We start from the raw sequence: 18,015 nt of genomic DNA on the forward strand, positions 1-18,015 counted from the left end.
ACCTTACTATTTTAAGATAAGAATATAATGATGTAATTAAAATAATACTTATTAAAATAAAAGGTATTTCATTACCAACATTCAAACTATAAAAAAACAGATAAACTGAAGCACAAACGTATGTCAAAACTAATAAGTCATATTTAAATAGTTTTTTCCTGTTTATTCCTTCAAATTTTTCAATTATTTCTTCAAGCCTTCCCTTTTTGTAAAAATAAAAGTGTGGTAGTACAAAAGTTATTATAAAAATAAAAAAAAATAAAACTTTAGTTTTTAATATCTCTTCATTTAAGAATGCTACAATCGTCAAAAGATTAAAATATAATAAAACAGTAATAGCACTTATTGTAGATTTTTTTGGCCACCAATTATTTGTAATTGATATGCTTTTATATATACTAAAGAAAATATAATTTAAAATTATCATCTAATTAGATAATTAATTTTCTTCTTTTTTATTCTCTACACTTGCTTTCTCTGCTAACAATTTCTTTTGATAACGTCCTTGTACCACATCTACAATAACTAAAACCGCGATAACAAAATAGAAAGTAGTGTTACTCATCGGTGTAATTTCATTGCCAAAGAATTTGATATGCGCTAGATGTCCGCCTTCAGTTACTAGCATGATACCAACAATAAAAAGGATAAATAAACCTAAAACTTCATACATTCTATTTTTAGATAAAAAGGCTGAAATTCGATCGGCCAACACCAACATTAATAAACCACTACACACAATAGCTATTGCCATAACAATAAAAGCTGCTGTGGCGTTTTCTATCTCTCTTGTTAAACCTATAGCTGCTAAAATAGAATCAAAAGAAAACACTAAATTCATCACAACAATACTTGTGATGACAGCATTAGCAGATTTTGTTCCTTTCTCTTCGTCTTTTACTTTATGGCTATTATTTTGTAAAGAAATCATATGCCAAATTTCTTTTAAAGCAGTGTAGATAATAAAAGCGCCTCCTGCTAAGACAATAATGCTATGCCCATTAAACGAAAACGTCAAAACATCTTCAATACTGCCTGTTAACCAAGAAAATGGTTCTTGAAAAAAAACAATAATTTTGACTAATAAAAACAGTAATACAATCCTTAAAGCTATAGCAATCAAAATACCTACTTTTCTAACTCGTTTTTGTGACTCTTGTGGTGCTTTTTTAGATTCTAAAGAAATGTAAAGTAGATTATCAAATCCTAAAACAGCTTGCAATGCTACTAGCATTAATAACGTAAATATAATTTGTCCCATTTGTGGTGGTTATTTTGAAATTAAAGAAAGAATAATATATAGCAGTATAATTATTGGTATTGCTGCAAACTGAAGTACTATTAACATTACAACGCTTAGTATTAAAAAGATATAACGTACAGCATTACTCTTAAAGCTATAGTCTTTAAATTTTAAAGCAAATAATTTAATTGGCGAATTCAACAAATAAGTACTTAACAAAGTTAAGATAACCAAAAACCAAGGGTTTAAAATAGTCGCATTTATTAAATCGTTATTCTGAAATTCTAAAATTAATGGTAAAGACAATACCAATAAAGCATTTGCAGGTGTTGGTAAACCTTTAAAATAGGTTTGTTGGTCTTCATCTATATTAAAACGTGCCAGTCTGTAAGCAGAAGACAACGTAATTAACAATCCTAAAAATGGTAAAACGCTAACATTAACGCCAGACCAATACATGCTATCAGACCAATCTGCAGTAACAGACACACCATTTGTATTAGTTGCTAACTCTAATAATTTAAACATAATTAAACCTGGCACTAACCCACTAGTAATCATATCTGCCAAGCTATCTAATTGAATTCCTAAATCACTTTGTACGTTTAATTTTCTTGCTAAAAGCCCATCAAAAAAATCAAAAAATATACCTAAAAAAACAAAAAATGCTGCTAATGTAAAGTGATTATTTACAACAAAAACCACAGCTATACTTCCACATAAAAGATTAAGAAGTGTGACAAAATTAGGAATAAAGGCTTTAATATTCATGCATTAGTTTTTTGTAAAAATAGTAAAGAATTTTGGTCTAAAACAACTTACAAACAATATACTATTAAAATTGAAGTTTAATATGTAGAAAAAATATAGCATCTTTGTAAAAAAAATTGAAATTGAGATTACTTTTAGCTTCTCTTATATTATTGGTGTTCATCCCATTAAACGCACAAACCACCCGTAAATATTCTAACGAATTTATGAATATAGGTGTAGATGCTGCTGCTTTGGGACAAAGTAACGCTGTAGTAGCAAGATCTAACGATGTAAATGCAGGTTACTGGAATCCTGCTGGATTAATCAATTTAGAAGACAACCAATTAGCCTTAATGCACTCTAGTTACTTTGCTAACATTGCAAATTATGACTATGCCGGTTTTGCTATGCCTTTAGACGATAATAGTGCTTTTGGAGTGTCTTTAATTAGATTTGCTGTAGACGATATTTTAGATACTACTCAGTTAATTGACGAGCAAGGTAATGTAAATTACGATCGTATTAGCCTCTTCTCTACTGCAGATTATGGATTAACAATATCTTATTCAAGAAATTTACCTATTCAAGGTTTAAGCTATGGCGTAAATGCTAAAATTATACGCCGTATTATTGGGGATTTTGCTTCAAGTTGGGGCGTAGGTCTTGATGCTGCTATTCAATTTGAAACAGATAACAATTGGAAGTTTGGTGTTATGGCAAGAGACATCACAACAACGTATAACGCATGGTCAATTAACGAAGAAGAATTTGCTAAAGTACAAAACGCAGTTGAAGGTCAAAACCAAGAATTACCAGAAACCACCGAAATCACAATTCCTAAACTTCAAATTGGTGTGGCTAAATTATATCGTTTTCATTACGATTACACATTAGAAGCCGAAATAGATTTAAATGTAAGATTTGAGCAAAATAATGATGTAATTTCCACCTCTTTTGCTAGTATTAATCCAGCATTTGGTTTTGAGTTTGGATATATTGACATGATATATCTTCGTGGCGGAATGGGTAATTTTCAAAATGAATTACAGATAGATAATTCAGAGCGATTAACTTTCCAGCCTACTTTTGGAGTTGGGTTTAAATACAACGGTATACAAGTAGATTATGCGTTTACAGATATTGGTGACCAAAGTGTAGCATTATATTCTAACGTATTTTCTTTAAAATTAGATTTTAGTATCTTTAGATAACCCTATCTTATGAAACTACTATTACGCGTCCTTTTTTTACTGTGTTTTACAGTTGCTTTTTCACAAAAAAACATTCCTAACAACACACAAATTAGTGTATTAACCATTGGTCCTGGTAATAACCTTAATGATGCGTTTGGACATAGTGGTATTAGACTAAAAACAAGTTACAGCGATATTGTATACGACTTTGGTCGTTATAATTTTGAAGACCCAAACTTTTACCTCAACTTCGCTAGAGGAAAACTTAACTACTTACAAGGTAAAGCTAATTACAATAACTTAGTTAATTTTTACAAACAACAAAACAGAAGCATTAAAGAACAACTTCTAAATCTTTCTGCTGAAGAAAAGCAAAGCATTTACACCTTTTTAGAAACCAATTATGCCAACAATCAAGGTGCTTATTTATATGATTTTTTCTATGACAATTGTGCTACAAAAATTAGAGATGTTATAGAAAATGCTACTAACGGAAACATTAACTACCAATTACCTGATAATTACGAAGACAAAACATTCCGCACCTTAATTCAAGATGAATTACATTACAACACTTGGGGAAGTTTAGGAATTGACATTGCATTAGGAGCCGTTATAGACCGAACTGCAACACCAAGAGAACACCTGTTTTTGCCTAAAAACATTTATACTTTTTTTGAAAAAGCGACTATAAGTAATGAGAAAGAATTAGTAAGCAGCAGTAAAACAATTTTTAAATCTGATACCAAATTTCAAAAAGGAAACTTTCTATTAAGTCCATCAGTTATTTTAAGTGTATTGGCGGTTTTAATCATCTTTATCACTTATAGAGATTATAAAAACCAATGCAGAACTAAAATTTTAGACGTCATATTACATCTGGTTTTAGGATTAATTGGGGTATTATTAACCTTATTATGGTTTGCTACAGACCATACTGCAACTGCATATAACTACAACTTACTTTGGGCTTTTCCGTTAAGTATACTTATGATGTTTCAAGCCTGTAAATCAGAACCTAAAAAATGGTTTGTAGGTTATATAAAGTTTAGTGTGCTTATGCTATGCTTACTCACTGTACATTGGATAAGTGGTGTACAACGTTTTGCACCAACTTTAATTCCGCTATTAATAGCACTATTTATTCGTTATATTTTTCTATTGAAGTTTTTAAAGAAGTAGTAGTTCTCGATATATTTTACTCGTACCTCGTAAAACACTCGAACTGACAAGAAATTTCAACTTTCAAACTTTGAACTTTGAACTTTGAACTTTGAACTTTGAACTTTGAACTTAAAACCTACTGTCCTCTAAAGAAAATTACCGTACTCAAAGTTTTAATAACAATATTAATATCTAACATAAAACTACGGTGTTTAATATAAAATAAGTCGTATTGAAGCTTAAGCAAGCTATCATCAATACTAGAGCCATAACGTGCATTTACTTGCGCCCAACCTGTTAAACCTGGCTTAACGATATGTCTAGTTTCGTAAAAAGGAATGACTTGCGAGAGTTCTTCAACAAAAACAGGACGTTCTGGTCGTGGTCCTATCATACTCATGTCTCCTTTTAAAATATTGATAAATTGTGGAATTTCATCTAAACGAGACGTACGTAAAAAGCGTCCAAAAGGCGTCACACGACTATCATTTTTACTTGCCCAAACAGCACCTGTAGATTCGGCATTTTTCACCATACTTCGGTATTTGTAAATGGTAAAAGGTCTTCCGCTTTTACCAACACGTTCTTGGGTATAAAAAAGCTTACCTCTGTTACCAAGCGCATTTCCTATTAAAATTAAAGGTAAAAATAACACACCAATAGCCAAGCCTACTAAAGACAAAATAATATCAAAAAGACGACGGTAAGTAAGGTACAGTTTGTTTTTATTATTTCGACTAAACGGAAAATATTTGTAAAAATCTTTACCTACAAACTGCACAGGAACGCGATAGGTAATATCTTCATAAACCTGCGTATATTCTTTAATAGGAAAGCCTTTTTCTAACAACGAAATAAGGTCTGAATATATGGAAGGCGTGATGTTTTCAGAATCGTAACTAGCAACTACAATTTCTGAAATACCTTCATCTTTAATAACTTTTCTAATATTCTTAGGACTAAATTCTTTAACCGCTGTAAACTTAACAGCATCTTTTTTATCACTCTCGCAATTAATGTAACCTACAATAACATAATTAGGGTCTGCATCATTAAAGGCATTAACGATACTTTTAATATTAGATGTTTCACCAATTAAAAGGACGCGCTTATAAAAACGCGGTGAAGATATAAAAGTGATATAAGCCCAACGCCAAACAAATAAACCTAACAAAATAGCAATATAGAAATAGATAATTTGCAATCTATTATCTGGCAAAGACGGTGTATAAAATGGCGTTAATAAATAAAACAATACGGTTACCGAAGTAGTTAAAATAATGGTACTCACCACAGTTTCTATACGGCTAGACTTTTGCAAATCGTATAATTCTAATACGGTTCCAAAAATTGAGATGTAAAGTGCCAGCACAAAAATCCAAGCCCAATGCTCATGACTTACCAAAAAGTAATCAAAATTAAAAATGGAACTGACTAAGTATAAAGAACCTCCAATAAATAGCAAATCAAAGATACGTAATAGGATTTTACGTTCAGAAATTTCAAAATGTATGCCACTTGAGCTATTCATTGGCTATTGGTTGGAAGAATTTTCCCAAAGATAATAACTAAAAAATTTTATACAAGTTAATAGTCATTTTAATAACTATCATTTTAAAATAGACAACCATTGGGCTTTAACCTGTTGCCAATCATAACATTCTGCTTTTTGTCTGGCGTGTTTTGTCATTTCATCTAAAAATGAATGATCTTCTTTAAGTTGCTGTACAGCATTTACAAAACCTTCAACTTGATTTGGTGGCACTAATAAACCATCTTTTTGGTGATGGATTAAAAACGGTAACCCACCAACATCTGAAGAAATAACCGGTAATCCTAACGCCATAGCTTCTATCACGCTTACTGGCATATTATCAAAGTCAGTTGTATTTATAAATATATTATAATCTTTAGATAGTAAAATCCACTCACATTTGGTTAAACCACCTGTAAAAGTAACGTCTAATCCCGTGGTTTTAGCGTAAGCTTTGGTCGTCTCTAAACTGCCATCCTTTTCAGGTCCTACCATACATAAAGAGGCATTATACCCTTTTGCTTTCAAAGTCTCTAAAATATCTATAGCTAAAGTAGGGTTATAAATTTTAGAGAAAGAACGTACCCAAAGTAGTTTTATCTCATCTATAACTCGAGTATTAAACTCATATTGACTAATATCAATACTATTAGGTATGACTTTGCATGTATAACCTTTAGTTTCAAAATGATGCTTGATATACTCTGAAGGTGATACATTAATGTAAGAATACTTAAATATTAGTTGACTAAGCTTAGGGTTATTTGTTAAACGGTTAGGCAAGTTTCCGCCGTGTAAAACAGGTATGTATTTCAACTTTAAAAGACGACACAACAGACTAACAGCTATAGCAAAATAAAAATTTAAAGTACTATAAGTATCAATTAGCACATAACTAGCTGTTTTACGCTGTTTAAAAACGGTTAATAACATGTCTAATAAACGTAAAAAAATATTACTTTTAGAAGACGCATAAGTCACTTTATAACCTAAATCTTCAAAATGAAGACCCAAGGTATCAATAGTAGATGCTGTATTGCCTTTATGCGCTAACTTGTTTCCTATGTAAACGAGATGAGTCATCTTTAATATGTATTAAACTTAAAGCATATATAAACGCTGGTGCTGCAATACGCATAGAAGAATGGTTTATGGTTAAAAACCAAAACAGATAAAAAGAGAAAAAGAGCACGTTACTTCTATCTTTTAATCTTAAAAATAAAGGAACTAAAAGTAAGATACTAAACGCCAGTACGCCTAAACTACCATGTTCAGATATAATACGACTCATTTCATTATGTGAGGCAGCGTGTATACCTGTTTCTTGAAATCGTAAATCTTTGATACGTCCTACACCTACACCTATAAAAGGATGTTCTAAAAACTCTTCAAACTCAGCTATAAATAAATCTGTACGTCCTGTTGTTATATCGTTCTTCTCTACGCCTATAGCATTTTGATTGGCATAGCGCTTTTCAATCATTCCATTAGTCTGTATGGTAGAGATAATCCAAGTTGCAGCTCCCAGAACCAAAAAAACTACTACAGAAGATAGCATTCTAGTTTTATTAACCTTATCCATACTTTTATATTGAATAAATATAAAAGCTACTATCATTATTATAGCTGTAAATACACCTCCACGACTAAAAGTAACTATTGCTCTAAAGGCAAAAAGTAAAATAAATAATAAATCTAGATACTTTACTAATTTTGATTTAGAAAAATAAAAGAAACGAACCGTAAATAGAAAAAAGCCTAAACCTAAAATAGTAGAGACTTGATTTGGTCCAAAACCACCTGATGCAATAAAGTTTGAAGAAGTTCCTACTGCTACTTCGGATACATTAGGGTTGTAGGTAATAATATAAATCAATGTACTAACTAAAGGAAATACAATATGATTAACAACTTGTTTAAGCTGACTTTTACTTAACTGTATTTTATAACAAAACAACGCTGCAACACCTAAAGTTACTGGTCCACTTAAATTAAAAGCTATCGCCTTTCTAATATTACTACTCACATCAAGCACATACAAAGAGACATAAACACTTGGCACTAATAATAATATATAAAGAAGGTAAGGACTTGCTTTAAAATGAAATCCTCTGTAAAAAAGTCCCATTACGCAAAAAAATATCACAAGGTATTTGCTAGACTCATAAAACAAACCACTACCTGTCATCCTTAAAATAACCTCAGCACCCAAAACATATGCACAAGCTTTAATAATCTCAAATGCTTTTAAATTAGGTTTTGCACTGATAACTCTAAAGAAGAAATAAGCAACTAACCCATAAAAATAGATGTCACCAAAAGATCTGAAGAAAAACATCAACAAACCTAAAACCACATGTAGTCCTAATATATTTAAATACTGCTTATCCATTAATGAGGCACAAAGTTAGAATATATCCCTTTAATAGTTGAAATAACAGCCTTTTTTGAAAAATTATTGTCTATATGTTGGCGTAAAGCATTCCCAAACAACTCTTGTTTTAAAGGATTATTAATATAATAGTCTAAAGCGCGCCTTAGTGACTCTGGGTCACTAGACGGTACCAACAGTCCGGTTTGTTGATCTATGATTACTTCTTTACATTGTCCTACATTAGTAGCTATAGTAGGCAAACCCGCTAAACCATATTCAATTAAAGCTAGCGGTAAACCTTCAGATTTTGAAGATAGCACACCTATATCACAATGCTTTAAAATAGCCGAAGTATCTGGACAACTCCCGTAAAGAAAGACACCATCAGACAACTTAAAATCTTTGATATATTTCTTAATAGATTGAGAGTAATCATCTTCAAAATCTTTACCTATTAAATGCAACGTCCAATCTTTATTTTTATCGTATAGAGTTTTAAAAGCCATCAACAAATTAATATGATCTTTTTGTGGCCTTAAATTAGCCAAACAAACAATACGTTTCCCTGTTTTTCCGTGTAATTGGGTAACTAAATCCTGTTTTTCTTTAACTGAAAAATTAGGTAAATAACTTACAGATGTAACATGAAGTTTTCGTTTAGCCCATGATGCTAATAAAGTATTTACACTAAACACATGATTAAAAAAGTAAGAGCATAATTGTAATATACGTATGGGACGTCGATGTAAAAACTCACTATGCCCATAATGATCATGCCAAATAATTTTAATTTTTGGATAAAGTAATTTAACTAATGTAGCTGTAAAGAAAGAACTAGAATGGGCATGTATAATATCGATTTGTTCTTTTTTAATAAAGTCTTTAAGCCTTATAATTGCTTTTAAATCAAATGTTCGTTTCTTGTTTAACAACAAATAACCAACCTTTGGGTCTAATGATGCTTTAAGGATACCTTCTTGTCTTGTACTACATAGATAAGATTTAGAAATTTCAGCTGATAAAGCATTCGCTATGTTTACAGCAACACGCTCTGCGCCTCCTGCTTCCAAACTATCTATAAGTTGTAATACTTTCATTTTTCTAATTACTATTCATTACTTTAACCATACAACTTCTTACTTCTATTATCTACCAGCTACCTACTGCAAACTGTTGACTGCTGACTGCATACTTTTACCTCTTGTCTCTTGCTTCTTAATTCTTGTTTATTTCCTCTTATCTCTATACTCTATTTTCTTCAAACAAAATCAAATCCCTAATTTCCTTTTCAAATCGATCCAAAGTATATGCTTGCGACCATTCTAAAGCTTTTGTTGACATCGACTTAAAATTTGCTTCAGTATAGCTATTAAAAACTTTAACTGCTTGACCTAAATCTGCCTCTACAAGTATGCCTCGTTCTCCATGACCTAACATAGTTGGTATACAAGACACTTTAGTTGCTAAAGGAATAACTCCAAAAAACATCGCTTCCGCAACCACTTTTGGCCAACCTTCAGATTTTGAAGCTAAAATTAAAAAATGTGATGTTTTATAATAGGTTTTTATAACATCTTTTGGCTGATTACCATGTAAAATAATATAAGCTTCTAATTGATGTGATTTAATATAGCTTTCTAGTTTTGGTCTTAATACCCCATCGCCAAATAAATGTAACCGTACTTGTTGACCTTGTTTTAGTAATTGTTCTATCAACTGAATAGCAAACAAAGGACGCTTCCCTTCGACTAAACTACCTACAAACATAAATTCTAAAGCACTTCTGTAGTCTCTTACTTTTAAGGGTTCTTTTTCTGCTTCGGTAAAAGTAGCTGTGAAAAATGATTTAATATTTTTAGTTTGATTAGGCCAATCACCATAGACCAAAGCCGTCATATTTTTTGTTAAAAGTGTATTAGATAATAACCACTTTTGCAATCGATAACTTAAGGGTTGTTTAGATTTTGGATCCCAATTACCAGCATACTTGGCGGTTTTTATTTTTTTAGGAAAAAAAATTTGAACAACACAACCTAATAATCCAATATTTCCTGGACATCTTAAATGTATGTGATCTGCCCAAATCATAGCCTTAAACAGTGTTATTATAATAATTGGTAGTTTTATAACACTTAAGATAATGTGTATTATAGATGTTAATTGTAAGCTAGGAACAGCTACAAGTTCTGGTTGATTTTTAAAAGGCGCTGTCAACAATTTACCAGAATAACTATTTGGTGATAAAATTTTAAATTCGTCTACATTATCAGACCAAATATCCATTTCTCTAACATATGGTGCGTAAGCACAATAAGTTTTGTTTTGATATAATGTTGGGGCATTGGTTACTACTAAAAACTTCATCATATATATCCTTTGGAAGTGTTATGGTTTACAATTTTAGCAGGTACACCAACTAAGGTTACTCCGGCTTCAAAACTGTTAACTACTAATGAGTTGGCAGCAATAACACAATCGTTTCCTACAGAAATTTTACCTGCAACAACAGCATTAGCACCAATATAAACATTATCACCTATAACTGGCACTCCTCTTGAAGTTTCTCTACCACTTACGCCAATAGTAACACCTTGTGAGATATTACAATTATTACCTATGACACTTTTAGCATTAATTATAATACCTCCAAAATGACCTATGTATAATGAATGCCCTATACTTGCAGAATAAGGTATTGAAATACCTGTTGTTATTTCAATTAATTTTTGCCACAACAAACTTAATAAGAGTAATAAATATCTAACAATCGGAATTTTAAGAGTATAGAAAAAATGAGCTATCCTGTATTGAAAAACTGCCCAAAACCCTTGCGTTAAAAATACAATTGATAAAAAATGACCACCATACTTTTTATACTTTCTATAATCTGAAGCTATTAAGGCAAAAACATGCATCATTATAAGTTAGATTTGCTTAGGTGGGTTAAAGATAATAGAAAACCAACCAACGACACGACCTAAACTTTCAGTTAATGCTTTTTGTCGCTCTTTAGTTGTCACGATGTTAGTTAATCGTATTAATGTTAATAATAACGATGTAGCATGGAATTTCAATCTAGCTTTTAAATTTGGATTAGGATTTTTAACACGCCATACATACCAGCCATTTCTTAATACCATTTTACCGTATTTAAATTGGTTTGGTCGTCCTGAAGCGTCATGATAATGTGCTAAACGTGCGGCAGTGTTAATCCTATTTTTACCATATTGTAAAGCTCTTAAACTGAAGTCTGCATCTTCATAAAGTCCATAACCTTCAAAGTACTTAGAAAAATTTATATGTGTAAACAAACTTTTCCTGAAAGCCATAGACATGCCTATTAATAAATCAACCTCATATGATTGACCAGTCAAAGGGTAACCACAAGTCCTACCATGCGAAAAATCAGGTAGTATTCCAGGAAGTAGAGGAGACTGCAATCCAAGATAGTTTCTTGCTACATTTCGTAAGCCCTCCTTAACTACATAATTATCAAATTGATAATACCTGTATTGGTTATAAGTTACATTAGGTTGTTTTTCTTTCCAATTATTTTCATTCACTGCAACACCTCCAACACCTATAACTTCAGGATATTTTGAAAACGTATTTAATACCTCTTCAAAATAATTAGGTTCTAAAACAGTATCATCATCCAAAAAACAAACCACATCTATAGTGCCTCCTACTTGGTTAATACCATAATTACGCTGTTTGGTTAATCCTCTATCTTTTTCTTCGACCTTGTAATAACGCAGGTGTTTAAATAATGGCTGTTCAAAAATAACTTGAGTTGCATCGTCTATAGAGCCATCAATAATTAAAATTTCATCTGGATATAGACTTTGTGTTCTTACCGATTGTAATAGAGTAAGTAAGGCTTGCGGACGCATATATGTACAAACAATTAAAGAAAACCTCATAATTACCTTGCTTTAAATTGTTTATAAATGGCTTTAAAATAGGCGTCACGTTTTAAATATTGTAACCATAGCTCTCTGTTAGCTTGTTGTAAAGCTTTAAATTCAGTGTCACTTAATGACTGATGAAAATCAAGAATTTGTCTAACCATTGGCACTTTACTTTTAGCATCAATAATCACGCAATGTTTTTGCCAATCAATAATGTTTGCTAATGGTAATCTACAATCTGTATTTAATAAAATAGGGATACGTCCGACTGCTAAAGTTTCATAAAAACGTACCGAAAAATTACCAACACCACGAATGCAAAAGGTATAAGCATTAGTATAAATATTGTCGTAAAATGCAATACTACTGTCGCGTCTAGTTGCTTCATTATGTAATCCTGCGCGGTATTGATTTCGAAGTATAAAATTGGTATTTACTTTATCGTTTACTGCTAATGTTTGTAAATATCTAGCGCGTTTAATACTTGAAGGGTAAAACGATTGTTTATCTACCAGCCAACCTTTAAAACGACGCTTAACACTGTATTTTAAATGGTTAACTAACTCTTTTAACCACTTTTTTAATCCTAATTGAGCGTGCCCTACAAAACCAATAGTAGGTTGTTCCGTTTTCTCTAAAGGTTTAAATTCTGAATTTATAAAAGTCGAATAAGGATCATTTATAAATGAAGGCAATATAAAAGTCCCTTTAGACAACAAACTATCAAAACCTCCTAATCTAAACGTATAACTATTTTTTATATAATTAGTATACCCATAATCACCTGCAGTATAAATCCATAATTGTTTTTGATGCTGCTTGGCAAGTTGCAATAATTCTTGACTAGCTTGTTGATGCTTTATAAACACCGCATAATCTATAGGAAACACAACTACATCTGCATCTGTAATCGTATCGGTAATATGATACAAACTAAGCAGTTCTTGGTTTGGCTTAAACACCAAATCAAATAACAACGGAAAGACTTGACGTCGATACGTTTCTGTTAAAAAACCAGTATTAGTGTAAAGTTTAAGCATTGATAGATTGGCTTAGTTTCTGACTCCACTCGGCACTTTTTTGCCATTTCGCTTTAAATTGTTTTACAAACTTAAAAGGATTTTTTTCATTACCACGTCTATATTCTTTAAGTCCTAACAATAATTGATAGCCTTGTAATTGTTTAATTGTAAAATAAGTACTTTGTAATAAATAAATGGTTGGTGATGGCTTAGGTTGTATAATATCTTTCTGCCAAGGCAATAAAACCTTTGTCCTAAAACCTCCAATTGGTGCTTTTAGATGTGTTATCTTTAGTTCAGGCACAAATACTATATCTACTCCTTTATTACGTAATTGCATACCAAACTCCGTATCTTCTCCAAAACCATTTTCATAAGCTAAGTTAAATTGTAAGCCTTTTAATTCTTTAGAACTAACTAAACTTGAACCTGAACCAAAAATAGTAGTTTGATGTATTTTAAAAAAAGTTTGCTTTTGGTGTGGTTGTAAACATAAATAATTAATTGCTTTGATTCCATAGGTATCTAAAATTTCAAAACTGTGCTCTAAAATTTTTTTTTCAAACCTTATATCATCATCTGCAAAAAAAACCCATGCGCTTTTTATTTGTTGTAAAGCTATATTTCTTGCATTACAAACACCTGTTTGATGGGTAAAGGTATGTTTTATAATAAAAGGCCAATCTTGTGTGGTTAAGTAATCTAATTCAGAAAAAGCTTCTTTATCTGGATTTTGCTCTACAATAATAACTTGTTTAGGTAACACCGTTTGATTAGATAAGTCTTTCAATACGTCATATAAATATGGCTTCCTTCCAATCGTTGGTATAATAACATCAACGGTCTTCTCTTGCACTGTGCTTTTAAAACTCTTCACCTCAACAGTATCTAAGCTTAGATCTCTTTTTAATTGTTTATAAACTAAAGATTTTAGTAAAGAAAACAACATAAGCTTTCGTTCGTAAACCAAATAAGCTAAAGCTAAATAGAATGCCCAAACCCATTTGTAATGCTCTTTTACAAATTTAAAAAGGGTTGCTGTAGAAGCTGCTTTATTATTAGTTACTTCTTTATGTGTTAACAAAAGATTTGGTGACGAATAACAAAATAAACCTTGTGGCATACCTTGCTTTGCAAGACTTATTAAAAAATAATTAAAATCACTGGATATGTCTATGTGCTGTCTCACTGTATTAAGTACTGAAGCATGTAAACCTCCAACCATGCTAGACATTAACCAAGTTGGATACGTTACAGATTTGTTTACTTTATAAAAATAGCTTCGATCAACATACCCAATTACATCTAAAAGATAGTTATGATTTGAAGGATTAAAACTCGCCATGATTTTTTCATGATGAAACACCTTGTTAAACCCATCAGGGTTTAAAGATGTTTTTAACTCTAAATAACACCAAGCTATTATCTGTTTGGGATAAAGTGAAGCAAGTTCAAACAACTGTGTTGTTAGTTGATTAGATGTAAAGTTTACCTTTATACCTTGTAAACGCTCATCTAAAACTTCTACTGCTTGCTTATTATTGTGAATTAAAAAAATCATAACAACAAGCTTTGATAATAATCTATATTCTTTTTTACTTGCTTTTGTATGTCAAAAGTAAGCTCTACTTTTTTTCTTGCGGCTTTACCTAACCTCAGGCACAACGCTTTATCTTCAAATAATGTAATAACCTTATTTGCATAAGCAGCTGTATCCTTAGGATAAATTAAATAACCGTTTACTTCATCATCTATTAGTTCTTGCGCCCAACCTATACTAGTATTCACTACAGGTTTTTGAAGCGCCATACTCTCAATAGTCACCATACCCAATGTTTCTGCAAAACTTGGAAAAGTACAAACGTGTGCATTTTTTATATGTTCTTGGACTTCTGCGTAAGGTATTTTACCTAAATAATTAACTTTTGCTTTTGCCTTTTCAGAAAATAGAGACTGCATTAAAGTATAGGTTGAAGATGAACCTGTTTTAATATCTCCAGAATCACCTCCAATTAATATTAATTTGGCTGCTACATCTTGCTCTATAACCTTATTAAAAACCTCAGCCAACTCCAAAACTCCTTTTTTTCTAATAATAGTCCCGATATACAATAACGTTTTGGATTGAAATTGATCTGGTTTAGCGTTAACAAAACGATCCAACTCTAATCCGTAATGGATGGTTTTAATTTTACTACGGTTTAATCCAAAAATCTTAGCGGTTTCTTCTCCTGCAAAAGTGGTTGGCGCGATATAGGCTTTAGCCTTTTGTAACGCTAGTTTCTCAAACATAAAGTTTTTAAACTTTTGTCTTCTTCCTTCAAGCTTACAAAAATAGGCATCACTACCATGAAATCGAATCACTAATGGGACTTTAAAGCGCATAAACGCCGTAATGCCAGTCCAATCTGGTGCCTCAATAATATCTATTTTTTCTTTTGCAACAACAGTATTAATATATTTATTTAACAGTTTTCTATAACGATACCATGTGAATAAAGAAAAAGCTTGTTTTTTTATTAGGTGTATAGTCACTCCTTCTGACTCTATGACAGCATCTTTAGATTGATGATATACAAATACAGAAACCTTAACATCCTGCCTTACCAAGGTTACTGCCAAGTTTTTTATACTGGTACCTATACCTGCTGCGTGACTAACCTCTGAGTGTGGATATTCGGATGTGATTAAACCTATGTGCATTACTTCTTATAATATAATCGCTTTATTATGCTTTTAAGTTTTGTTTGTAATAGTAAATTATCGCCTGCTTTATTAGCATGAGGAAATGAAACAAAAGGTCTACCTACTCCTAAAAAAGACACTAATGTTTCCCAACTACTATTTTCTATATCAAATATTAAAAAATTTGATTTTCCTTCAAAAAATAATTCAACTTCTATATTATGATTTTGATATCTTTTTAAATAAATATTTTCATCATTTATAGTATCTGTTGTACCATAAATATAGTCATGGAATTTAAATTGGTGTGTCCCAAAATGCTTCTGAATACTTTTAATCCAACGTTCTTCTGATCGTTTTGTTAAAATAAAATAAGCATCAGGGTAAAGCTGATAAAGCTCTTTATAAATTAAAAACCAAGGTGTATCTTGAAATGAATCATAAGCACTTAATAATGGTTTAGCCTTTTCTAAAATATAGGACTTTACGTCGTTATTTAAATCATAATCATAGGCTTCTTTTAAACTTCCACAAACGGTATAACCTAATATTTGTAATGCTTTACCTAGTGTAGATGTTCCTGTTTTATGAAATCCAATTACAAAAACTTTTCTTTTTCTTTTAAAAAAAACACGTCTAAAAAGCCCCAATAAAAATGCGGTAGACATTTTCAAGCTATTTTGCTCGTTTCTTTTTAGTTCAGGAAAAAGCATGACTTTTATTTTAAAATTTGATTAATCACTTCCCAAATTTTTTCTGAAGCTTCTGTTGGTGTTGGACCTACAATAATTTCATACCATTGCTTTCCTTCTTCAACATTACTTAACTGCCCATCTAATATTTGTTGTACTAAGCTTTCTAACTCATTTTTATCAGTACAAAACACAGCTGCTTTGTCACTTGGCATGCTTCTAAAATGTACATACTTGTAGTTTTGCCCTATATCCCTTATACCTTTTTTTAATTGTGGTTGCTCGTAATTATAATAAATACAGGCTTTATCATGAGCCACAAAATCAAAGACTGTGCTTGAACACACGTTAGTAACAAATGCACTATGCTCACAAACATTATACAACATTTTAAAATCTTCAGGTGATGGTAAGACTTGATTCCATTGACTACCTACCTGTTTCCAAATAGGATCTAAGACTTCAATGATATCTGCATTATCTCTTATAACCGCATCATAGCGATTCGTAAAATCCACAGGACATTTTCGATAAATAATTCCCAAATTATAGCCTTTTGTATTTAAGCTGCGTACTGCATTAGACAAGTCTTCTAAATAGTACTGATCTAAAGGCGAAGTGGTTTCATCATCTCCAGAATAGCAGATGTATTGCTTCTCTACATCCAATCCGTAGGTATTAAAAAAGTCCTCACGTGTTTCTTTTAAACTATGATCATAATGTGGCTCAAATTGTGGTGTTCCTGTTACAAAAACTTGCTCTGGTTTTACAAACGGATAATATTGCAATACTTCGCGCTTCATATGCTCGCTCCACACACAATAATAATCAGTCTCAACAACTTGCATGGCTTTAGGGACATTATCCCAAGAATAGACAAATGCTACCGTAGGTATCCCTAAATCTTTAGCCGCTAACAAAGCGCTAATAGACTGTGTCGCACGTTGTGTGGTACAAAAAATTAAATCTGGTTGATGTTGTTCTAATTGGGCTTTACAATAGGCGTACTTTGGATTTTTACGCTCTAAAGCATTAATTTTATATCTTAATTTTTCTACACCTTGTTCTGAAGAGTATAACCCAATCAACAATCGCGTATATAAACTTTTAAAAGTGTTTTTTAATCCTTTATAACTAAACGGAAATTTATAAGTAGGATACACATCATCATTAAACTTATCTCTAGAGACGTTTAATTCGGCACGTTTTCTTGCTCTAGAATATATTGGTGTTAAGGGATGTATTTGATGATTTTCAATGGTGACTTGTTTAAAGCCCAATTCAAATTCTAAATCAAAGATCGTGTTGTTCCAATAGGTAATATCAAAACCCATCTCTTCACCTATAGACTTAAACTTTGTAAACGCAAAATTGCGCAATCCTACACCATCAGGAAAAAATACAAATACCTTTTTACTCATTTAATTTTTTATTCTTGGTCTTG

16 protein-coding genes are annotated in these 18,015 nt (G+C 31.4%); 2 read left to right on the top strand and 14 right to left on the bottom strand.

The window, feature by feature from the left end:
• Window positions 1-439: 439 nt before the first annotated feature.
• Window positions 440-1,261: a TerC family protein gene (locus WA327_RS01840; protein WP_336065798.1), complete on the bottom strand. Its 822-nt coding sequence runs from the start codon at window positions 1,259-1,261 to the stop codon at window positions 440-442.
• A gap of 9 nt (window positions 1,262-1,270) precedes the next feature.
• On the bottom strand, window positions 1,271-2,014 hold the full coding sequence (locus WA327_RS01845) for a CDP-alcohol phosphatidyltransferase family protein (protein ID WP_336065800.1): 744 nt from the start codon (window positions 2,012-2,014) through the stop codon (window positions 1,271-1,273).
• A 122-nt stretch (window positions 2,015-2,136) separates the two neighbouring features.
• Here WA327_RS01845 and WA327_RS01850 point away from each other — a divergent pair, with 122 nt between their 5' ends.
• Together WA327_RS01850 and WA327_RS01855 are read left to right on the top strand one after the other, a co-directional pair.
• Window positions 2,137-3,207, top strand: coding sequence for a PorV/PorQ family protein (locus WA327_RS01850; protein ID WP_407942427.1), 1,071 nt, complete (start codon window positions 2,137-2,139; stop codon window positions 3,205-3,207).
• A 9-nt stretch (window positions 3,208-3,216) separates the two neighbouring features.
• Window positions 3,217-4,371 (top strand): DUF4105 domain-containing protein, encoded by a 1,155-nt coding sequence (locus WA327_RS01855; protein WP_336065802.1) that lies wholly within the window; start codon window positions 3,217-3,219, stop codon window positions 4,369-4,371.
• Between the two features lie 118 nt (window positions 4,372-4,489).
• On the opposite strand, the gene WA327_RS01860 is transcribed toward WA327_RS01855, so the two are convergent.
• From WA327_RS01860 to WA327_RS01915, 12 genes are all read right to left on the bottom strand, one after another.
• Window positions 4,490-5,884 carry a sugar transferase gene (locus tag WA327_RS01860; protein WP_336065805.1) on the bottom strand — a complete coding sequence of 465 codons (1,395 nt, stop codon included), beginning with the start codon at window positions 5,882-5,884 and terminating at the stop codon, window positions 4,490-4,492.
• A gap of 78 nt (window positions 5,885-5,962) precedes the next feature.
• A complete protein-coding gene (locus tag WA327_RS01865; protein WP_336065809.1) occupies window positions 5,963-6,970 on the bottom strand; it encodes a glycosyltransferase family 4 protein in 1,008 nt (335 codons plus the stop codon).
• Complete coding sequence (locus tag WA327_RS01870) at window positions 6,930-8,279, bottom strand: O-antigen ligase family protein (RefSeq protein WP_336065811.1); 1,350 nt, start codon at window positions 8,277-8,279, stop codon at window positions 6,930-6,932. The genes WA327_RS01865 and WA327_RS01870 overlap by 41 nt, the downstream gene beginning before the upstream one ends.
• Window positions 8,279-9,358 (bottom strand): glycosyltransferase, encoded by a 1,080-nt coding sequence (locus WA327_RS01875; protein ID WP_336065813.1) that lies wholly within the window; start codon window positions 9,356-9,358, stop codon window positions 8,279-8,281. The genes WA327_RS01870 and WA327_RS01875 overlap by 1 nt, the downstream gene beginning before the upstream one ends.
• A gap of 145 nt (window positions 9,359-9,503) precedes the next feature.
• A complete protein-coding gene (locus tag WA327_RS01880; RefSeq protein ID WP_336065816.1) occupies window positions 9,504-10,625 on the bottom strand; it encodes a glycosyltransferase in 1,122 nt (373 codons plus the stop codon).
• On the bottom strand, window positions 10,625-11,179 hold the full coding sequence (locus WA327_RS01885; RefSeq protein WP_336065819.1) for a DapH/DapD/GlmU-related protein: 555 nt from the start codon (window positions 11,177-11,179) through the stop codon (window positions 10,625-10,627). The genes WA327_RS01880 and WA327_RS01885 overlap by 1 nt, the downstream gene beginning before the upstream one ends.
• 6 nt (window positions 11,180-11,185) lie before the next feature.
• The gene (locus WA327_RS01890; RefSeq protein ID WP_336065822.1) at window positions 11,186-12,184 is read right to left on the bottom strand and encodes a glycosyltransferase; all 999 of its coding nucleotides are present in this window, start codon (window positions 12,182-12,184) and stop codon (window positions 11,186-11,188) included.
• 2 nt (window positions 12,185-12,186) lie between these two features.
• Window positions 12,187-13,212: an exostosin family protein gene (locus WA327_RS01895; protein WP_336065824.1), complete on the bottom strand. Its 1,026-nt coding sequence runs from the start codon at window positions 13,210-13,212 to the stop codon at window positions 12,187-12,189.
• Entirely contained in the window at window positions 13,205-14,755 is a 1,551-nt protein-coding gene (locus WA327_RS01900; RefSeq protein WP_336065825.1) for a glycosyltransferase family A protein, read from the bottom strand. The genes WA327_RS01895 and WA327_RS01900 overlap by 8 nt, the downstream gene beginning before the upstream one ends.
• Window positions 14,752-15,897 (bottom strand): glycosyltransferase family 4 protein, encoded by a 1,146-nt coding sequence (locus tag WA327_RS01905; RefSeq protein WP_336065827.1) that lies wholly within the window; start codon window positions 15,895-15,897, stop codon window positions 14,752-14,754. Before WA327_RS01905 ends, WA327_RS01900 begins: the two co-directional genes overlap by 4 nt.
• A complete protein-coding gene (locus WA327_RS01910) occupies window positions 15,897-16,547 on the bottom strand; it encodes a sulfotransferase family protein (protein WP_336065828.1) in 651 nt (216 codons plus the stop codon). Before WA327_RS01910 ends, WA327_RS01905 begins: the two co-directional genes overlap by 1 nt.
• A gap of 50 nt (window positions 16,548-16,597) precedes the next feature.
• A complete protein-coding gene (locus WA327_RS01915; RefSeq protein WP_336065831.1) occupies window positions 16,598-17,992 on the bottom strand; it encodes a UDP-glycosyltransferase in 1,395 nt (464 codons plus the stop codon).
• Window positions 17,993-18,015 lie beyond the last annotated feature (23 nt).

The organism is Mesoflavibacter sp. CH_XMU1404-2 (assembly GCF_037029465.1).
GTDB lineage: Bacteria > Bacteroidota > Bacteroidia > Flavobacteriales > Flavobacteriaceae > Mesoflavibacter.